Here is an 18,302-nt window from a genome sequence, read left to right as displayed (position 1 = left end):
GGCGCTTCAAATCGAGAACAGGAGTGTTGAAGAGGGGATTTTTCTGCTCACGCAACGCGAGAAACTGCGCTTTCTCGCGGAGGGCCCGTTCGTCCGGTTTCGTGCCTCTTGACAGGATTCGTTCTTATGGTGCTTCCTCTGTTCTGCGTGAGACAAGTTCCTGGGGGATTCAGGATGCTGCGTGGGAGGTGGCATGCGCGTTGCGTAACGGATCGCGCCGTTTTTGTCGTGCGGAGTGCCGCTACGCCATGGGGGCGGGCGGCGCCTACCCCAGCCGCGAGGTGACGACCATGAACCGCAAGCTGACGCTGGATCCGGAAACGCTCATGGTGGACTCGTTCGAGGCGGTTGAAGAGAAGGACGGGCCGGGCACCGTGGACGCGCACGAGGCGGAGGATTTCGAGGCAATGCAGTGCAACTCGCGGTACACGTGCTCCACCCGGTACTGCTGACGCGGCAGCGCCCGGATGGAGGGTAGAAAGCCCGCGCGGCACCTTGCCGCGCGGGCTTTTTCTGCCGCCGGCGCTCATGCGGACGCAGCCCCGCCGCTCGCGCACGGGATCGCCCGCGGTAATCTCCTACCGAATCCCGCAGTTCATTGTGCACCCAAACTTCTACTGCCGTCTCACGGAAGGCACGGAGAGCACGGAGGAAAAACCTGTCCTCTTGTCTTCCCTGTGTCCTTGGTGTGACGCCAAATCCGGGAAAACAACACCTTCATGCGTACAGAGGAACAGAGTCAGACAGAGGAACCAAGATGATATCCTGGCTCGCTTTCTCTGTCTGACTCTGTATCCTCTGTACGATTATTCTTTTTCAGGATATGGTCTGAGGATGAGACGGACTGTGGGGAATGCACAATCGGGCTGAGAATCTGGTATCCCTTCGCAACCACGGGCGCCGGGCCGCGGGACTGCCTGCGGTTGCGGCGCCGGCTGAAGCGGCCGGCGTTCTGTTTTCCGCGTCGATCACATACAAGTATGTACCAGACGGAACCTGCGGCGGAGCGGACATGCGAGAGCTCGATTCGAGAACCGGCATCTTCACCATGCGGAACGGTGTGCGCGAGGAGATCCGGATCGAGCGTGCGGACGACCGGCTGCTCGACATCTATTCCTCGTGGACGCCCGCGCGGCGGCTGAAGGCGGTCGCCGACACGATGCGCGCCGCCCGCGAGGTCATGACGGCCGGAGTCCGCCAGCAGCATCCGGACTGGACGGATGCGGAGGTAAAGCGGGAGGTGGCGCGGAGGTATCGTGGATACGGCGATTGATCCGCAGGTCTATCCGGTTCGGCAGATCGACGATCTGGAAACCCGCCGGCTGACCGGCGGGTTTCCGTGTTTTCAGCGGAGGACCTTGCGGATGAAGCGCTCGTCGGGGCGGGCGCACTTGCCGTGGGCGGTGCACACCCACTGCACGTCGTACGGTCGCAGGCGCTCGAACAGCGAGACGAGCTCGGCGTGGTTCCGCGCCTTGTCGGTGGTGAAGATCCCCATTCCGGGCCCATAGCCGGTGTGGTACGGACGCGAGATGGCGTCGCCGGCGAACAGGACGCCGCGGTGCAGGTAGGCGGTGCTCCCCGGCGTGTGGCCGGGGACCACGAAGGCGCGGATGGTGTCCGCGCCCATGACGAAGGTGGTGTCGCCCGAGAACGGCCGCACGTCCACCTCGCCCGCCCACGGCCCCGCATCCCCGCGTACCGCCCGCGCGGCGCGCGAGGGGACGTCCGCGTGCCCCGTAAGGCCCTCGAACAGCGGCACCTCCGCCGCCATCATGTGAAAGCGCGCGTGCCGCACCAGCGGCCACGCCATGATGTGGTCGCGGTGGCTGTGCGTTACGAACACGTCCGTCACGTCCTCGGGCGTGGCGCCGATCTCCGCCAGCCCCCGGCGCAGCGCCCGGTCGGCCCCGCCCCATCCCAGGTCCACCACGAACACGCCGTCCGCCGTGCGCGCCGCGAACACCAGGCTCTGCGACGGCCAGGTGGTGGGGATGGCGTTGGCGTCTGGCCCCTCCACCTGCGCCAGGTTCATGGTGCATGCACCCAGCAGGGCCAGGAGCGGAAGGACGATGGACCGGGTTCGCATGCGGCGCGCGTAAAGGAAAGCGGCGCCGGGCCCAAGTGAGCCCGGCGCCGCGAGATACCCTGTCCGGCGGGGAAGGTTCAGGCCGCCACGGCCTTGCGCGCCGCCAGGTCCACCACGCGAGGGATGGCGACGGGGAGCACCTGCCCCGGGGCGTACCCCTCGTCGTCGCCCGTGCGAAAGCGCTGCACCTCGGCCTGCAGCTCGCCCGCGATCTGCGCCAGCTCTTCGGCGGAGGCGCTCATCTCCTGCATGGAGGCGTTGATCTCTTCCACCGCCGCCGCCGCCGATTCCGCCGCGGCCGCGTTGGCGCGCGACAGCCGCACCAGCGGGTCCAGCGCGTCGTCGGCCCCCGCCTCGAGCGCCGCCGCGTCCACCCCCGCGGCCTGCAGCGCCGAGCGGCTGGCGCGCGCCATCCCCTCGGCCTCGCCCGAGATGGCGGCCACGTCGCGCACCGTTTGCTCCACCGTGGACACCAGCTCGCGCAGCGCCGCCCCCGCGTCGCCGGCCAGCGACGCGCCGGCGTTCACCTCGGCCGTGCCGCGCTCCATCCCCTGCACGGCGCGGACGGTGAGCGCCTGCACGTCGCGGATGACGTCGGCCGCCTCGCGGGCCGCCTCTCCGGAGTTGGTGGCCAGCTTGCGCACCTCTTCGGCCACCACCGCGAAGCCGCGGCCGTGCTCGCCCGCGCGCGCCGCCTCGATGGCGGCGTTCAGCGCCAGCAGGTTGGTCTGCGCCGCCATGTCGTCGATGACGCGGGTGATGCGCTCCACCCGGTCCGAGCGCGCGCCCAGCTCGGCGATCTGCGCGGCGGCGTCCACCACCGTGTCGCGGATGGCCTGCAGCCGCCCCACCGCGTCCTCGATGACCCGCGAGCCGTCGCGGGCGACCTGCACCGCGCGCTGCGTATCGACCGCCACCCCCTGCGACCGCTGCGCGATGCTGCCGATGGAGCGCGCCATGCCGCCCAGCGTTTCCGCCATCTGCTGCGTTCCCGCCGCCTGCTCCTGCGCGCCCGAAGACACCTCGCTCAGCGCCCGGGCCACCTCTTCGGCGGCCCCGGTCACGTGGTCCGCCGCGGCGGTAAAGTTCTGCGCCACATCGGCCACCTCCGTGGCCCGGTTGCGCACGCCGCTGACGGCGGTGGCCAGGCGTGCCGTGCCGCGGTTCACCGCCTGCACCGCGTCGCGCACGGCGCCGGCGCCCTCGTCCGCGCGCGCGGCCAGGTCGCCCTCGCCCACGCGCGAGGCCAGCCGCACCAGCGCGTCGGCGCCGCGGGTCTCGCCCGCCAGCAGGAGGGCCATGTACACCAGGATCGCCGTCTCGAACACCACCCACCCGGCGTGAACGGCCACGATCCCCCACCCGGTGTGGTGCTGGAACACGGTCACCCCGGTGTCCGCCGCCTGCAGCGCGTTGAAGAGCACGTGGTGCACCGCCACCACCACCGCACCGGCCACCGGCACCCGCCAGTCGCGGTACAGCAGCAGAAAGGCGAGGATGGCGAAGATGTGGAAGTGCATCTCGATCATCCCCCCGGTCTGGTGGATGATGAGCGCCGACACCGTGAGAAACGCGGCCGCGATGGACAGGCGCGCCACCAGCCGCCCCTCCCACACCCGCGCCGCCAGCCATCCCAGCCCGATCACCGGCACGCCCCACAGCAGCGCCTCGGTCCACGTGCCCCGCAGCGGCGCCAGCGCCAGCACCAGCAGCAGGTGCGCCAGCAGCAGGCGCCGCAGCACCCGGTCGGCCGTGCGGTAGCCGGCGTTCAGCAGGCTTTCGCGCACGGGTTCCGAATCGGCGGAAATGGCGGGGATCGCCAGCGCGGAGGGCGCCGGTTGGGAAAGCTGGATCATCGCGTTGTCGAAATCACAAGAAAGGTGAACGCCACCGGAGGAACGCGCAGCCTCGGCCATGCAAACGTTGTGCAAACGTGATACAAGAAGGTATCACCGAATGCCGGGGCCGGTCGCGTGTTGTTGGATTTGAGACGTTCAGGGTGCGGAAATGCCTCTCCGCATTTTGAATCCCGCAGTGGAGATCCGTTCAGGAATCCACCGGAGTGCGAGATGATACGGGTAAAAGTATCACTTCGATCCGCGGTTGGGTAGCAGGCACGATCGGACAGGATCTCCTGTTTCCTGAAGATGTGCTCACCCCACCGACGGAAGTTCTCATGCAGAGAGAGCAGAGGTGGTCTTCTCTGCTTCCCTGCTCCCTTTGCGTGAGAACCGTCTTGTGCCGGACCCGGGCCGACGATCAGGCGGGCGACGTGGCGGGCGGCTGCACGCGCTCCCACAGTTCCGCGCGCGCGTGCCAGAGGAAGGGAAAGAACGACGCGCGGTGCGTGGCCATCCGCTCCAGAAAGCGAACGCCGGAGCTGGCGGCGGTTCCCTCCGTCTCGGGGCCGATGGTGCGCTCCGCCGTGCGCGCGTGGATGAAGCGCCAGCAGCGCACCTCCTCGTCGTAGTCCAGCAGCGCCTCGGCCAGGTGCACCAGGTCCCAGTGCCTGCCCTCCGCGTGCGAGGCCGCGTACGCCTCCGCCGGCGTCACCCCTCGCCGCGCGAACGCCGCCGCCGCCGCCGAGGCCACGGAAGGCTGCTCCCACAGCTCGCTCAGCCGGTCGGTCCACAGTCGCGAGTGGGGCCCGGACGAGGGGTCGGGGTGGATCTCCGACTCCAGGTAGCGGCGCAACTCCGGCTCGCGCGCGCCGGACAGCAGCTCCACCTCGTGCCATTGGCCGCTCTCGCCGCCGCTGGCGGGGACCAGGTGGTGGCGAAAGGCGTAAAAGCCGCCCAGCGTCATGGTTTCCAGCACCCGCATCATCGGCGAGAACATCCGCACCACGTCGGTGCAGCGCCGGGCCAGCCACGCCGCCAGCCCCACGTCGTCCGCGTCCAGCGCGGCGATGATGCGCGGCAGGTCCGTGCGCAGCTGGCTGAACCACAGCTCGAACGACTGGTGGGTGATGGCGAACAGGTGCTCGTCCGGGTGCCGCACCGCCTCCGGCGACGGCTGAAGCGCCAGCAGCTCCGGGAGCCGCAAGTACGTGCAGTAGTGCGTCTGCGCGGGGTCGCGGACGGTGTGCCCGCAGGGAAGCGTATATGAGGTGGCGTTCATCGATCGGCGTAAGGACGGTACGGCAGCGCTACGTCGGCGCGATGCAACAATCTGCGCCGTCGCCGCCGCCATGGAAAGCCGCCGGGGATGATAGGGGAGGAGATTGCGGAGCCGCGCTTCAGGAAAAGAGCCTCAGGACGGATCGGCCGAGGGAGGCGAATACGTTCCGCGCCCTGCGCGTGGGGCGCCGGCGTTCGGCGCAGATCTCCGCGACTGAGCGATTCCCCCACCATTCCTGCGCGAGGTCGGGGCTGACGCGCTTTACTCGGGCAACGAACTCTTCAGGCGTCACCGTGTCGAAGTGCTTCTTCCAGATGGCGCCTGCCTTTTCCGGATCAATCATGTAACCCTCCTCTGCTCAGGCCACTCGCCACGACCGGAGAATCGCTTCCGGAGCACGAATGGCAATCTGCACGTGCGATCGGTTAAGCAGCGCCGAGCCCGGAAATGCCGGCTCTCCTTCAGAAAACGCTGCTCGTACGCCACTTACGACCGTATGCTCTTCCTCCAGCAGGTCGATCAGGTAGTTCATCACGTCGCGGTCCAGCCGGTGCGCGCCCGCACTCTGACGTGGTAATGGACGCCCCTGCTGTTCACCTTCTGCAAGATAACGCGGGTACACCCGCGCGATTTGAGCGTGCCATGGCACATCCAGCAGGTCGATGCAGTCCTCCAGGTCGATCTCCGCAGCGATCACCGCCGCATCGTCTCCGAAGCGCTGGCGGGCCCACTCGAGGGCACGCACCGGCGCATCCTGGAAGAAGTACGCTCCGTCGCCCAGCCAGTCGTACTCGTTCCGGCTGATCTCGAACCCGGCCGAGAGGATGCGCTGCGCTGCTTCTGCACTGGTGCCGTGAAAGCCGATCGCCCGCATCCCCCGTACCCCGCGTTTTCAAATTCGTCTCCGGTGCCCGCTGGATCAAGCACCGTATGCGTGGCAGCCTCAAGCATCCAGCCAACTCGGACGCTGCCCCCGCACACTCTGTTCAATTCGACACGAAAACATGTACAGAGTGTGCGTCGCGCGCAAGGCCCCTGGCGCCGCTGACGTGTACAGAAAAGGGCGGCCCCGAAGCAGGGCCGCCCTTCCGATCGCAAGGGGACTGATACGGCTCGATCAGCCCCCGCCGCCGCCCACCATGCCGCCGCCGGGAATGCCGGGCTCGGTCATCTCGCGCACGTTCAGCACCTCGTCCAGCTTGTCGTCGCTCAGCAGGCCGCGGCGCTTCACCACGTCGCGCACCGATTCGAAGTTCTTCGCCGACTCCTTGGCCACGGAGGCGGCCTCGTCGTAGCCGATGTACGCGTTGAGCGCGGTGGCGATGGCCGGGTTCTTTTCCAGCAGGTCGCGGCAGCGGTCGCGGTTTACGCCGATCCCCTCCACCGCGTTGGCGCGGAAGGCGTCGCAGCCGCTGGACAGGATGGCGACGGACTGCAGGAAGTTGTGCGCCATCACCGGCATCATCACGTTGAGCTCGAAGTTGCCGTGCTGCCCGCCCACGGTGACCGCCACGTGGTTCCCCATCACCTGCGCGCACAGCATCATCATGGCCTCGCTCATCACCGGGTTCACCTTCCCCGGCATGATGGACGAGCCCGGCTGGATCGCGGGCAGGGTGATCTCGGCCAGCCCCGACGTGGGCCCGCTGGCCAGCCAGCGGATGTCGTTGGCGATCTTGAGCAGCGACACCGCCAGCGTGTTGAGCGCGCCGGACGCGGAGACGTAGGCGTCCTTGGCCCCCTGCGCCTCGAAGTGGTTCTCCGCCTCGCGAAACTGCAGCCCGGTCGATTCGCTGATCTTCTCGATGGCCAGCGCGGGAAAGCCCGGGACGGCGTTGGTGCCGGTGCCCACCGCGGTGCCGCCTAGCGCCAGCTCCGCCAGCTCCTCCGACGCGTTGCGCAGCCGCCGCAGCCCGTGCTCCAGCTGCGACGCGTATCCCCCGAACTCCTGCCCCAGCCGCACCGGCGTGGCGTCCATCAGGTGCGTGCGGCCGCTCTTGACCACGTCGTCGAACTCCACGGCCTTGGCCTGCAGCGCGTCGCGCAGCCGCTCCACCGCGGGGATCAGGTCCTGGTGGATGGCGACGCGGGCGGAGACGTGCATGGCGGTGGGGATCACGTCGTTGGAGCTCTGCCCCATGTTGACGTGGTCGTTGGGGTGCACCTTGCCGCCGCCGTCCCGCAGCTGCGTGGCGCGGGTGGCGATGACCTCGTTCGCGTTCATGTTGCTGCTGGTGCCGCTGCCCGTCTGGAACACGTCCAGCACGAACTCGCCGTCCAGCGTGCCGGCGATCACCTCGTCCGCGGCGCGGGCGATGGCGTCGGCCACGCCGGCGTCCAGCAGCTCCATCTGGGCGTTGGCCTGCGCGGCCGCCTTCTTGATGGTGCCCAGCGCATGGATGAAGCGGCGCGGAAAGCGTATGCCGCTGATGGGAAAGTTCTCCACGGCGCGCTGCGTCTGCGGGCCGTACAGCGCGTCGGCGGGAACCTGCATCTCGCCCAGCGAGTCCTTCTCGATCCGGAAGCCGGAGCTATGGTCCATCGTTTTCCTCGCGATTCGATTTCGAGGGGAGTGAAAGCCGGGAGAAAATGGCGGGGCGGCGGGCCAGGCGAAAGTGCCTCGCCCGCCGCCCGTTTCAGTCCACCTCCGCTGCGCCGGAGCGGCTGTCGGCGACGCGGTGCCGACAGCCGTGCACGCTGCCGGTCATGGCCACAATCCGATGCACCGCAACGAGCTGATAGCGGCCAAGGGCCTGAACGCCAGCGGCTTACACCTGTACGCGTTCAAAGCGGTGAAGGGCGCCAGAGGGGTGCGGCGGGCAAGGTGGTCGAGACCCTCCGCGACAGCCCGACCGACGGCCACAGCTACGCCGTGGATCGATTGATCCCTTTGACCTTTCTCGCGCAGGCATTCGACGATGGACCGGCCCGGAGAGCGACGTCCGCGGCCGCCGGCGCCCACCCGGTCGGCGTGGTTCAACCCCGCGGAGCGCGGAAGGGCGCCCCCCGCGTGGAAGGCGGACGCGAGCGGGCGGCATCTTCCTCGCGTCCAGTGGCGCAATCCACTCGTCCCTGAATTCACCGGCGGAGGCAACAATGGAAGATTGCACCTGCAAAAAGGACAAAGCGGGCAAGACAAGGTGTGTCTGCAACGAGCCGGTCCATCTGGATGCTTATGAGCTGCGCGGGATCGCCGAAGCGGCGGCGAGCGCCCGAGGCTCGAATGGCGAGCCGTACTTCGTGATCCAGGAGGGTGAACCAGGAAAGGGCCAGCTCTTGCTGCGCCCGGCAGAGCCGGGCGAGACGCCTCCGCCGAGGACCATCATGGTGATCAACACGCCGCCACAGTTGAAAGACCGCCCGGCGATCACCGAGGCCAGCATCACCCCTGAGGGGGGGAAGCCGTGCTCCTTGCTGGACTACGATGCGGTATTCTGGACCGAGGCGGCGGTGGAGAAGTTCGTGTTCCCGTACTACGTATCGAAGTCGATGTGGAAGTCCAAGAACCACCTGGCGGCGCTGTCGGACACGTGGTACCACAGAGGCCCGAAGGCAGACCCCGGCACCGAGCAGGATCAGGGCGTTCCCTTCGCGATGGGGCACGTCCCCGACTCGGACTTCGTCCCCCTCACGAGCAGCGAGGGAGGCGAAATCGACGTCCTGTTCATGCGCCCGGACGGGACGGTGTACGCGAAGTCGTTGGCTACGGTGATCGAGGCGCAGGAAGCGCGAGGCCTCGGAACAGAGGATCTCTGAGCGCGAACTCCCGCATCGCCGGCCGCCGTGCGAACGCCCACGCCAGCAGGGCCCGCGCGGAATCGGGCTGGCCCAGCACCCGGTGGACGTACGCCGCGTCGTAGGCCAGCGACGTAGTCAGGTCCGCATCGCTCGCAGCCTCCCGCCGCGCCCGGGCCAGCATGGCCCGGGCGCTGTCCGCGTTTCCCGAACGCGCCACCACCGCCGCCACCACCGCTTGACGGAACAAGGGCGCATACGCGCGCCCCTCGGCCCGGGCGCGGGCCGGCGGGTCCACGCGGTCCAGTTCACCCAGCAGCCGCACGGCGCGAGCGGCGTCGGGCAGCCGGCCTGGGTCGGCGCGCAGCAGCAGCAGGTGGCATTGTACGAACTTCCAATCGCCGGGAAACCGGCCCGCGCCGTCTGCGCAGAGCGAGTCGGCCCGCGGGTAGTTGGGCACCTGCAGCGCGCTGAAGAAGAGGCGGTTGAGGAGCACGTCGGCGCCTTCGAGATACGCGTCCTCGGCCAGAGCGCGCCGCGCCGCCGCGTCGGATTCCATGGCGCGCGCGCGGTAGCGCAGCAGGAGGGAGAGGGTTCCCCACGCGCTCGCCAGCCGTGGGTCGGCGGCGACGGCGGCACGCAGATCGGCCTCGGCGCGGTCGAGCCGCGCCGCCTGCTCCTGCCCACCGGCCGAGACCGTGGCCTGGTTGAAGAGGACAGTGCCGCGCAGTTCCAGCGCCAGTGGGTCGCCCTGGGCGCGCTTCAGCGCCCGCTCGGCGAAGGCGAGGGCGGTATCTTCGCGTGCGGCGGGGGAAGGGGCGAGTGGCGCGGCGCGGTGCGCCACCCACCCGCGCAGCACGGTGGGGCGCGCCCAGCCCGGGTCCGCGCGCTCGGCCGCGGCCAGGAGCGAGTCGGCGCGCGCCAGCGCCCGCGCGGCGGACACGGCGTCTTGCTGGATACCTTCGCGCAGGAAGCGCGCGGCGTCGTCACGGGCCTGCTCGGCCTCCATCACCCACTGCCACGCCGCGGCGCTGCGCGTCTCCTCGCGAATGCCACGCACCTTCACCTGCTTGCCCAGCCGCCGCCGCAGGAACCTCGAAACCGAGTCGGCAAGCGCGTCCTGCAGCGCGAGGAGGTCGCCCGTGGGATGGACGATGGTCCGGCTCTCCAGATGCGACCGGGTCGCGGCGTCCACCAGCTGCACCGTGACCCGAATGTTCTCTCCCGCGCGCTGCACGCTCCCCTCCACCACGCTCCCCACCCGCAGGTCCGCGACCATGCTGTCGAAGAGGACGGCACCGTCGCGGTACGGCTTGACGCCGTTGCGTGAGATGACGTCGAGCGCCTCTACCTGGCTGAGTGCGTGGATAAGGGATTCCGTAAGCCCGCTGGCCAGGTATTGCAGCTCCCCACCGCGGCTGTGGTCATCGAAGTAGAGCACGGCGATGCGGCGCGGGTCGTATCCCAATCCACCCGCCGCTTCGGTCGAGCCGGGCCGCGGCCCTCCCGTGATCGCCGCCAGCACCCCCAGCAGCAGCCCCGCCACCGCCGCCGCGCGCGCCCACCGGTGCCACTCTCGCCCGGCGGCCGCGGGACGGCGTGCATCCGCCCGCTCCATCGTTTCCGGATGCGACGACGCCAAGCTGTCGGATGAAGGGGCGCGCTCGTCCGGCGGGAGCGGACCGGGTGCGGTCACGACGGGTTTCGCGTGCCAATCCGGATCTGCCGCGGTTGCGGCCTCGCCGTTCACCGGTGGCGATGACTCCGACGGCTCTCCGTACTGCACCACAACCGCCTCATCCGCGTCGACGAGTTCGGCAGGCGGCTCGGGCGTCGGCACCTCCGCAGGTGACTCTGGCGCCGCGAAGGCGGGCGCGGCCGGCTGCGGTGGCAGGTGGACAGGCTCGGACCGCAGGCGCTCCACAAAGGCCGCGAAGTCGTCGTCCGGCTCCACCTCCAGCTCTTCGCGCAGCAGCGCCACGTGCGTGTCGGCGAACCAGAGCGCGGCGGCGCGCTGTCCGACGCTGTCAAGCGCCTGCATCAGACGTACGGCAGAGCCGGAGTCGTACGGGTCGTGCACCGCAAGGCGCCGCCAGTGCTCCACCGCATCCCCTGGCCGTCCGGCGCTCTCCGCGGCCTGGGCCAGCGACTCCAGCACGCGGGCATAGCTCCGCGCAAGCCGGTCGCGCTCGCCCTCGGCCCAGCGTTCGAACTCGGGCGCGTCGTTCACGTAGAAGCCGTCCAGGAACGGCCCGCGGTACAGCCGCGCCGCGTCCGCCAGCCTACCCTCCTCCACCGCCTGCCCGAACTCCGCCGCGTCGCAGCGCAGGACGAGCGGGTTGACCCCCACCTCGTCGCCCGCCGTCACGAACAGGTCTTCCCCTAGGTCCTTCCGCAGCACGTACAGCGACTCGGAGAGCAGGTGGCGGCCCCGCTCGGTGCGGTCGTCCGGCCACAGCAGCCCGATGACCTTCTCGCGTCCCACCGGCCGCCCCCGCGCCATGGAAAGAATGGCGAGAACGGCGATTCGACGCCGGTACGCCGCCCTCCCCGAAACCGGCCCTTGAGGTCCCTCAAGCACAGCACCGCCAAGGACATTGAGAGCAAACATGGATACCACTTGGATAGAGCTAGATGATGTCCACAAAAGACCTTGATGGCTGCCGGCGATGTTAACCGCGCATCGACGACGGACGCAAGTCGCCGACGCGCCGGAGGCAGGCTCGGGTACACCCGCGGCCGCGGGAGCCGCCTCCATCGCCGGGTCCCGCCCGGGCCCGGAAACACGTCCACTCCATCAAGGAGGACCCATGGCAACGCCCTACTCAATCACCATCACCATCCCCGACGAAACGGTCACCACGCTCAAGAGCGGCGGCTACCAGCTGTACGGCTTCAAGGGGGTGCGGGGTCCCCGCACCGGAAAGCCGCTCGTCTGGTTTGCGACCGAAGACTACTCCGAAACCACGGCGCTGACGTGGTCGGAGGAGTACTTCGCGTACACCTCCAGGTCCGTGAAGCTGACCCCCAGCACGAGGATCACCGCGACGGGACAGGACGCCGTGAACCTGGGGCAGCTCGTGACCGTGGCCGCGGGTGGCGTGGGAACGGTGAGCCAGGGCCCGGACCCCCGGGCCATCGCCATCCTGAACGCCGCAAGCCCGCCGACCGACTTCGTCTGCGGCCTCTCGCAGCCGAACGGGATCGATCCCAAACCCCTGCCGATTTGCGCGTTTCCCCTGCCTGCCGGCATGGAGGACCTGATCGTCCCGATCGCGCAGGTGTTCCTGATGTTCGCCAGCGCGCCGGTGAACACCGGTACGGTGATCGAGCAGTCGTACGGCTGGGGGGCGCTGGTGGACCTGACGGCGGACCACGACATGGAGGTGAAGTACGACCTGAAGGTCCCGACCCAGTGGGTGCAGGTGCCCGGCATCACGGCCAGCGCGCCCAACACCGATCTCATCCCGCTCCTGATCAACTCGGACAACACCTGAACCCCTGCGTCACGACGCACCGTACGCGCGGGCCACCCGCGCGTACGGCCACGGCCGCTTTCGCGGCGGCGAGTGAGGTGAAGCACCACTTCGCCCGCGGCGCGCACCCCCTCACCTCCCGTCGAGGTCCAATGGACATCATTCCCCTGCAGGTAACCATCACCATGAGCACCGCCACGGTGACCAATTTGATCACCTCCGGCTATTCCCTGCTCGCCTTCGCCGCCGTGCGGTGTTCCGACGACGCCGCGCAGCCGCTGCTGTGGATGGCAAGGCGGGAGTACGGGCGGACGAACGTCGTGCAGGCCCCCCGCCGCTTCCAGGCGTATACGGTGCCCTCGCCCGTACAGGCCGGGCAGGTGGTTCCGGGCTACCAGGAGAATATCTTGCTCGGCCAGATGCTGACGGTGGGGGAAACGGGCACGGGAGCAGTGACGCAGGGGGCGACGCCGCGCGCCATCACCATCCGCAATACCAGCAGCAGGCCGTTGGGATGCGGCATCTCGCGGGTGGTGGACGGCAGGCCCGCCCCCATTTGCCGGCTTCCGCTGTACGGCCACAACGGGCAGGTGATCGAGCCGGTACCCACGATCCTGCTGATGTTCTCCAACTTGGAGTCGGCGGCTGGAGCGCCGTTCGACACCGCCGTGGGACCGGGGGTGCTGCTGGACCTGCGCACGGTGCGGCAGGCACAGGTAACCTACGACATCAACGGCGGCTGGGACTGGCAGCGGGCGCCGTGGGGGCGCGCCGTGGAGTTCGGCGACCCGCTTCGACCGCTGCTGGTCGCCCCCTCCACGGATCTCGCGCGCCGCGCCGAACTGGCTCGCAACCCGGCGCTCACCTCGACGAGTCCGCGGTGACCCGGACGTATGCGCGCACCGGGGGCGGAACGGTGTCCTCCGGCGCGCGCCGGCACCCCGCCGGCCCGGATCCGGGTGACCCGGTGCCGACACACACAAACCCTCATCGGGAGCAGAATCATGCCACAGTTCAACCTTTGCAGGGCGAACCGAGGTGCCAGCACCCAGCACCGGCACGTCCTTTGGAAGGACGAGTTCACCCTCCCGCCGGACTACGTCCGTCCCGTAACGGTGACCCTTACGAACAACTACACGTTCAACGTGGCCGTCGGCTGAAGGACGCACTCGCATGCACCGCACGGTGCTACCCGCGCGGTGCTCGCACCATCATCAACCAACGGAGGATTTCATGCGCAAGCTGACACTGGACCTGCACGCGCTGCAGGTGGAGGCGTTCGAAGTAGAGGCCCCGGAAGGACATTCCGGGACGGTGGCCGCCGCCGAGCAGACCGCCAACACGTGTGCCAACACGTGTGAGCACCCGCTGGCCGGTGCCACGTGCTGGACGTGCGCGAACACATGCCCCAACACGTGCCGGCACACGTGCGCGAGCCCGCAGCAGCCCTGTCAGGGCTAGGCGCAGATCGGAGCCGGGCCGAACGTCCTCCCTCTCGCCCCGTTCCCCGCTCGCGCGCTGCCGTTTGCCGGGTAGCGGAATCCTGCCCCCGACCAGGTCGTCCTGGCACGTCGAGCGCCTCCAGGAGCCTCGGCGGCGGCTTTCGGCGCCGACGCGTAGAGCAAGACGGGGGACGCCGGCCTGGCGCAGCCGCTCGGCTGCGTCGCCTTGCGTCGCGTCGGCGGAACGATTCGCATTGACCGACGGCGTGCCCGGCCGGCCCTCTCGTGGGGGCAGGCCGGGCACGCCGCGCTACCTGCCGCACCGGCACCAGGCCGATGCGGCATCCCGCGCCTCGCGCAGGTCGCTGCCAAACTGCAGCACCGCGTCGGCCATCAGCAGGTCCATTGCAAGCTCCGGCTCCGGGGTGGCGCGCGCCAGCTTGATGGTGCTGTTGGCGACGGCCTCGAACGCGGCGAAGCGATCCGTCAGGATCTCCAGCATCCGCGCGGGCGAGGGGCTGGGGTGTGCGTCTCTGGATGACATGATTCACCTCCATCGTGCTGAATGACACCGATCGTGTTCACGACCTATGATGAACACTATCGGTGTGATTGTCAAGCGCACGAAACGGCGCGCGGCAGGATTGGCTACGCCTGCGCGTCCAGCGCGCTGCCGAGCTCCGTCCAACTCACGCCGAGCACCGCGATCAGCCTGCCGACGCTCTTGATCGTGGGGCTCTTTTCCCCGCGCTCCAGGCCGCCGATGTAGTTGCGGTGCATCTTCGCCTTCGCGGCGAGTTCCTCCTGCGTCATGCCGCGCTGCACGCGCAGTTCACGGAGGACGATGCCGATCGCTGGATTCGAGTTGTCACGGGCCATAAAGAGAATGGTACGTGCGTGACTGCTTCACCATCTACACACTATTGGTGGGATGCGAGCCGCGCGAGGAAATCACGGTCGCCCGTTCCCGCGTGGTAGGAGCCGCCAGTGGGCGCCACCGGTCGCGCGGCGAATGCTTTCGTGATAAGATGGAACGCAGGTGGCGCTTGCGTTGCGCCTGCTTTGCGCCTGCCGCGGCTGCATCCGTATTACCCGCCGCGTAGTCTCGTCGTGCATCCACCAGGCTCCGCCCGGCGTACCCGCCTCGGATCGCGTAATCATCGAGTCGTGCGAGACACGGCTGTTCGATGCGCCGAGCGCGATCAATCTCCTTTACCCACCCGAATCACACGTGAGTAGCGCCAGTCTCTCCGCCCTGCTCTGGTCGGTGGCCGACCTGCTGCGGGGCGATTACAAGCAGTCCGAGTACGGCCGCGTCATCCTTCCCTTTACGGTGCTGCGCCGGCTGGACTGCGTCCTGGAGCCCACCAAGGCCGCGGTTCTCGAGGAGAAGGAGAAGCGCGAAAAGGCGGGGCTGAACCCGGAGCCGTTCCTGATCCAGAAGTCCGGCCAGCACTTCGTGAACACGTCGCCGATGGACCTCCGGAAGGTGCTGGGCGACGCGGACCACGTCCGGGAAAACCTGCTCGCGTACGTGCGCGCCTTTTCGCCCGCGGTGCGCGACATCTTCGACGCCTTCGATTTCGCCGGGCAGGTGGAGCGGCTGGACAAGGCGAAGCTCCTGTACCTGGTCACCCAGAAGTTCGCGAACTTCGACCTGCACCCGGACGCAGTCAGCAACGCGCAGATGGGGCTGGTGTTCGAGGAGCTGATCCGGCGCTTTGCCGAGCTCAGCAACGAGACGGCCGGGGAGCACTTCACGCCGCGCGAGGTGATCCGGCTGATGGTGAACCTGCTGTTCATCGAGGACGACGACGCGCTGAACAGGCCGGGCGTGGTGCGCACGCTGTACGATCCCACCGCCGGCACCGGCGGAATGCTCTCGGTGGCCGACGAGTACCTGACCGAGCACAACCCCGGTGCCCGCCTGGTGATGTTCGGGCAGGAGCTGAACCCCGAATCGTACGCCATCTGCAAGGCGGACATGCTCATCAAGGGGCAGGACGTGTCCAACATCGTCCTGGGGAACACGCTTTCCAACGACGGGCTTCCGGAAAAGCGGTTCGACTACATGCTCAGCAATCCGCCGTTCGGGGTGGAGTGGAAGAAGATCGAGACAGAGGTGCGGAGGGAGGCGAAGCAGAAGGGGTTCAGCGGACGCTTTGGGCCCGGGCTGCCGCGGGTGAGCGACGGGTCGCTCCTTTTTCTGCTGCACCTGATCAGCAAGATGCGCCCGGCGCAGCAGGGCGGCAGCCGGTTCGGCATCGTGCTGAACGGCTCGCCGCTGTTCACCGGCGGCGCGGGCTCGGGCGAGAGCGAAATCCGCCGCTACGTGCTGGAGAACGACCTGATGGAGGCCATCGTGGCCCTTCCCACGGACATGTTCTACAACACGGGGATCGCCACGTACGTGTGGATCCTGAGCAACCGCAAGCCGCAGAACCGGCGCGGCATCGTGCAGCTGATCGACGCGAGCGGGATGTGGCAGAAGATGCGCAAGTCGCTGGGCAGCAAGCGCAAGGAGCTTTCGCCGGCGCACATCGAAGCAATTACGCGGCTGTTCGGCGGGTGCGAGGAGACCGAGCGCGACGGCGTCCCCATCAGCCGCCTGTTCCGCAACGAGGACTTCGGCTACCGCACCATCACCATTGAGCGCCCGCAGCGCGACGAGAAGGGCGAGATCGTCCGCGCTGCAAAGGGGAAGGCCAAGGGGCAGCCGGTGCCGGACAGCGACCTGCGCGACACGGAAAACGTGCCGCTTTCGGAGGACGTGGAGACGTACTTTCGCCGCGAGGTGCTTCCGCACGCGCCGGACGCGTGGATCGACCACGACAAGACCAGGGTGGGATACGAGATCCCCTTCAACCGGCACTTCTACGTCTTCAAGCCGCCGCGCCCCCTCGCCGAGATCGACGCGGAGCTCAAGGGTGTCACGGACCGCATCGTCGCCATGATCGGGGAGCTGTCGCAATGAGTTTCCCGAGATACCCGCGCTACAAGGCCAGCGGGGTGGAGTGGCTGGGGGAGGTGCCTGAGCACTGGGCGGTTACTGCGCTGAAGCATAAGTACGAGGTGACTCTCGGGAAGATGCTGCAACCCGAGCGCCAGAGTTCAGACGACGAACTCCTCCCCTACCTTCGTGCCGCGAACATTCAGTGGGACGGGGTAGATACGACCGACGTGAAGCAGATGTGGTTCAGTCCGCGCGAGTCGTCAGAACTCGTTGTTCGCCGTGGCGATCTCCTTGTCAGCGAAGGAGGTGATGTCGGCCGATCCTGCGTTTTCACCTCAGAGGAGGAGACTTACCGCTTCCAGAACTCTGTGAACCGCGTACGCTCCAGGAGAGGTGACTCTACAAAGTTCCTGTATTACTGGATGGCTACCATCAAGGCCAAGGGCTTCGTGGACGTGCTGTGTAACAAGTCAACTATCGCCCACTTCACCGCAGAGAAGGTTGCGGCTGTGCCCGTACCAGTGCCGCTGCGCGGCGAACAAGCCGCAATCGTGGAGTTTCTTGACCATGAAACCACGTCAATCGATGCTCTAATCGCCGAGCAGCAGCGCCTGATCGAGTTGCTGAAGGAGAAGCGCCAAGCCGTCATCTCGCACGCCGTCACACGCGGGCTGAACCCGGATGCGCCGATGAAGCCGTCGGGCGTCGAGTGGCTGGGGGATGTGCCGGCACATTGGGATATCGTCCGCATGAAGTTCTTGTGCGATATTCAAACCGGGAACCGCGACACCGAAAACGCTGTTCTGGAAGGAGCGTTTCCGTTCTTTGTGCGGTCTCAAACTGTTGAGCGGATTGACTCGATGGCTTTTGATTGCGAGGCCATTTTCACTGCGGGCGATGGAGCCGGCGTAGGGAAGGTCTTCCACTACTACTGCGGCCCGTTTGATTTCCACCAGCGAGTCTATATGCTAAATAATTTCCGGAGAGTCGAGGGACGTTTCCTCTTTCACTATTTTCGGGAGCAGTTCTACAAGATCGCGCTTGAGGGTGGGGCAAAGTCCACCGTCGATTCGCTACGAAGGCCGATGTTGACGAATTTTGCAGTGTGCGTTCCGCCGATCAGTGAACAGTCTGCCATCATCGCCGCAGTAGAAGCGGAGGCGGTTGCGTACGATTCTCTAATTGCCGACGCCGAGCGCTCCATCACACTCCTCCAAGAGCGCCGCACCGCCCTGATCTCCGCGGCGGTTACGGGCAAGATCGACGTGCGCGGCATTGCAATGGCGGAGGCGGCATGAGCGACCTGAAGCTGTTCCGGACCGGCGGCGGCGGTGTGACGGAGATCGCCGGGCATTCCGTCGCCCTGGAAAAGTCGCTGCAGACACTCATCGAGCAGAACCTGGAAACGTTCTTCGCGGTGCGGCTGCTGGCCTCGGAGCACTCCACGGGCAAAAAGCACGGCGGCCGCATCGACACGCTGGGCTGGA

At 67.8% G+C, this 18,302-nt stretch carries 18 protein-coding genes and 1 pseudogene; 10 read left to right on the top strand and 9 right to left on the bottom strand.

All coding sequences use genetic code 11. The features are described 5' to 3' along the window. Positions 1-200 precede the first annotated feature (200 nt). Both VGC13_RS04985 and VGC13_RS04980 read left to right on the top strand, forming a co-directional pair. A complete protein-coding gene (locus tag VGC13_RS04985; protein WP_331124111.1) occupies positions 201-452 on the top strand; it encodes a hypothetical protein in 252 nt (83 codons plus the stop codon). Positions 453-1,012: 560 nt separating this feature from the next. Beyond that, on the top strand, positions 1,013-1,273 hold the full coding sequence (locus VGC13_RS04980) for a hypothetical protein (RefSeq protein ID WP_331124110.1): 261 nt from the start codon (positions 1,013-1,015) through the stop codon (positions 1,271-1,273). A 72-nt stretch (positions 1,274-1,345) separates the two neighbouring features. Here VGC13_RS04980 and VGC13_RS04975 read toward each other — a convergent pair whose 3' ends face one another. The 6 genes from VGC13_RS04975 to VGC13_RS04950 form a co-directional block, all read right to left on the bottom strand. Further along, positions 1,346-2,089 (bottom strand): MBL fold metallo-hydrolase, encoded by a 744-nt coding sequence (locus VGC13_RS04975; protein WP_331124109.1) that lies wholly within the window; start codon positions 2,087-2,089, stop codon positions 1,346-1,348. A gap of 77 nt (positions 2,090-2,166) precedes the next feature. Then, complete coding sequence (locus tag VGC13_RS04970) at positions 2,167-3,945, bottom strand: methyl-accepting chemotaxis protein (RefSeq protein ID WP_331124108.1); 1,779 nt, start codon at positions 3,943-3,945, stop codon at positions 2,167-2,169. 403 nt (positions 3,946-4,348) lie between these two features. Then, a complete protein-coding gene (locus tag VGC13_RS04965; RefSeq protein ID WP_331124107.1) occupies positions 4,349-5,209 on the bottom strand; it encodes a tryptophan 2,3-dioxygenase family protein in 861 nt (286 codons plus the stop codon). 118 nt (positions 5,210-5,327) lie between these two features. Then, complete coding sequence (locus VGC13_RS04960) at positions 5,328-5,552, bottom strand: hypothetical protein (protein WP_331124106.1); 225 nt, start codon at positions 5,550-5,552, stop codon at positions 5,328-5,330. Positions 5,553-5,567: 15 nt separating this feature from the next. After that, positions 5,568-6,083, bottom strand: a complete 516-nt coding sequence (locus VGC13_RS04955) for a hypothetical protein (protein WP_331124105.1) — start codon at positions 6,081-6,083, stop codon at positions 5,568-5,570. 243 nt (positions 6,084-6,326) lie between these two features. After that, on the bottom strand, positions 6,327-7,751 hold the full coding sequence (locus tag VGC13_RS04950) for a class II fumarate hydratase (RefSeq protein WP_331124104.1): 1,425 nt from the start codon (positions 7,749-7,751) through the stop codon (positions 6,327-6,329). A 554-nt stretch (positions 7,752-8,305) separates the two neighbouring features. Between VGC13_RS04950 and VGC13_RS04945 the strand changes: the two genes are divergently transcribed. Then, entirely contained in the window at positions 8,306-8,965 is a 660-nt protein-coding gene (locus VGC13_RS04945) for a hypothetical protein (protein WP_331124103.1), read from the top strand. Here the strand turns inward: VGC13_RS04945 and VGC13_RS04940 are convergent. Then, positions 8,913-11,429, bottom strand: a complete 2,517-nt coding sequence (locus tag VGC13_RS04940; RefSeq protein ID WP_331124102.1) for a BTAD domain-containing putative transcriptional regulator — start codon at positions 11,427-11,429, stop codon at positions 8,913-8,915. The genes VGC13_RS04945 and VGC13_RS04940 overlap by 53 nt on opposite strands. A gap of 325 nt (positions 11,430-11,754) precedes the next feature. Here VGC13_RS04940 and VGC13_RS04935 point away from each other — a divergent pair, with 325 nt between their 5' ends. The 4 genes from VGC13_RS04935 (at position 11,755) to VGC13_RS04920 (ending at position 13,881) form a co-directional block, all read left to right on the top strand. Further along, positions 11,755-12,441: a hypothetical protein gene (locus VGC13_RS04935; RefSeq protein WP_331124101.1), complete on the top strand. Its 687-nt coding sequence runs from the start codon at positions 11,755-11,757 to the stop codon at positions 12,439-12,441. 131 nt (positions 12,442-12,572) lie between these two features. Beyond that, the gene (locus VGC13_RS04930; protein WP_331124100.1) at positions 12,573-13,304 is read left to right on the top strand and encodes a hypothetical protein; all 732 of its coding nucleotides are present in this window, start codon (positions 12,573-12,575) and stop codon (positions 13,302-13,304) included. A gap of 120 nt (positions 13,305-13,424) precedes the next feature. Then, positions 13,425-13,580, top strand: a complete 156-nt coding sequence (locus tag VGC13_RS04925) for a hypothetical protein (protein ID WP_331124099.1) — start codon at positions 13,425-13,427, stop codon at positions 13,578-13,580. Between the two features lie 73 nt (positions 13,581-13,653). Beyond that, a complete protein-coding gene (locus VGC13_RS04920; RefSeq protein WP_331124098.1) occupies positions 13,654-13,881 on the top strand; it encodes a hypothetical protein in 228 nt (75 codons plus the stop codon). A gap of 291 nt (positions 13,882-14,172) precedes the next feature. Here VGC13_RS04920 and VGC13_RS04915 read toward each other — a convergent pair whose 3' ends face one another. Then, positions 14,173-14,406 (bottom strand): hypothetical protein, encoded by a 234-nt coding sequence (locus VGC13_RS04915; RefSeq protein WP_331124097.1) that lies wholly within the window; start codon positions 14,404-14,406, stop codon positions 14,173-14,175. A gap of 104 nt (positions 14,407-14,510) precedes the next feature. Then, positions 14,511-14,741 carry a helix-turn-helix transcriptional regulator gene (locus tag VGC13_RS04910; protein ID WP_331124096.1) on the bottom strand — a complete coding sequence of 77 codons (231 nt, stop codon included), beginning with the start codon at positions 14,739-14,741 and terminating at the stop codon, positions 14,511-14,513. A gap of 352 nt (positions 14,742-15,093) precedes the next feature. Between VGC13_RS04910 and VGC13_RS04905 the strand changes: the two genes are divergently transcribed. The 3 genes and pseudogenes from VGC13_RS04905 to VGC13_RS04895 all read left to right on the top strand — a co-directional run. Continuing rightward, positions 15,094-16,836, top strand: a complete 1,743-nt coding sequence (locus VGC13_RS04905; RefSeq protein WP_331124095.1) for a class I SAM-dependent DNA methyltransferase — start codon at positions 15,094-15,096, stop codon at positions 16,834-16,836. Next, a complete protein-coding gene (locus tag VGC13_RS04900) occupies positions 16,833-18,113 on the top strand; it encodes a restriction endonuclease subunit S (protein ID WP_331124094.1) in 1,281 nt (426 codons plus the stop codon). Before VGC13_RS04905 ends, VGC13_RS04900 begins: the two co-directional genes overlap by 4 nt. Further along, positions 18,110-18,298, top strand: a pseudogene (locus VGC13_RS04895) (DUF91 domain-containing protein); the annotation flags it as partial. The gene VGC13_RS04900 and the pseudogene VGC13_RS04895, both read left to right, overlap by 4 nt. Positions 18,299-18,302: the final 4 nt, after the last annotated feature.

It is taken from the genome of Longimicrobium sp. (assembly GCF_036399255.1).
Lineage (GTDB): Bacteria > Gemmatimonadota > Gemmatimonadetes > Longimicrobiales > Longimicrobiaceae > Longimicrobium.
This window is presented reverse-complemented; position numbering and strand designations above follow the sequence as displayed.

What these genes read in the sequence shown, in the direction of transcription:
- VGC13_RS04980 (WP_331124110.1), top strand. Translation starts at nt 1,013, where the DNA reads ATGCGAGAGCTCGATTCGAGAACCGGCATCTTCACCATGCGGAACGGT.
- VGC13_RS04975 (WP_331124109.1), bottom strand. Translation starts at nt 2,089, where the DNA reads ATGCGAACCCGGTCCATCGTCCTTCCGCTCCTGGCCCTGCTGGGTGCA.
- VGC13_RS04970 (WP_331124108.1), bottom strand. Translation starts at nt 3,945, where the DNA reads ATGATCCAGCTTTCCCAACCGGCGCCCTCCGCGCTGGCGATCCCCGCC.
- VGC13_RS04965 (WP_331124107.1), bottom strand. Translation starts at nt 5,209, where the DNA reads ATGAACGCCACCTCATATACGCTTCCCTGCGGGCACACCGTCCGCGAC.
- VGC13_RS04960 (WP_331124106.1), bottom strand. Translation starts at nt 5,552, where the DNA reads ATGATTGATCCGGAAAAGGCAGGCGCCATCTGGAAGAAGCACTTCGAC.
- VGC13_RS04955 (WP_331124105.1), bottom strand. Translation starts at nt 6,083, where the DNA reads ATGCGGGCGATCGGCTTTCACGGCACCAGTGCAGAAGCAGCGCAGCGC.
- VGC13_RS04950 (WP_331124104.1), bottom strand. Translation starts at nt 7,751, where the DNA reads ATGGACCATAGCTCCGGCTTCCGGATCGAGAAGGACTCGCTGGGCGAG.
- VGC13_RS04945 (WP_331124103.1), top strand. Translation starts at nt 8,306, where the DNA reads ATGGAAGATTGCACCTGCAAAAAGGACAAAGCGGGCAAGACAAGGTGT.
- VGC13_RS04935 (WP_331124101.1), top strand. Translation starts at nt 11,755, where the DNA reads ATGGCAACGCCCTACTCAATCACCATCACCATCCCCGACGAAACGGTC.
- VGC13_RS04930 (WP_331124100.1), top strand. Translation starts at nt 12,573, where the DNA reads ATGGACATCATTCCCCTGCAGGTAACCATCACCATGAGCACCGCCACG.
- VGC13_RS04925 (WP_331124099.1), top strand. Translation starts at nt 13,425, where the DNA reads ATGCCACAGTTCAACCTTTGCAGGGCGAACCGAGGTGCCAGCACCCAG.
- VGC13_RS04920 (WP_331124098.1), top strand. Translation starts at nt 13,654, where the DNA reads ATGCGCAAGCTGACACTGGACCTGCACGCGCTGCAGGTGGAGGCGTTC.
- VGC13_RS04915 (WP_331124097.1), bottom strand. Translation starts at nt 14,406, where the DNA reads ATGTCATCCAGAGACGCACACCCCAGCCCCTCGCCCGCGCGGATGCTG.
- VGC13_RS04910 (WP_331124096.1), bottom strand. Translation starts at nt 14,741, where the DNA reads ATGGCCCGTGACAACTCGAATCCAGCGATCGGCATCGTCCTCCGTGAA.
- VGC13_RS04900 (WP_331124094.1), top strand. Translation starts at nt 16,833, where the DNA reads ATGAGTTTCCCGAGATACCCGCGCTACAAGGCCAGCGGGGTGGAGTGG.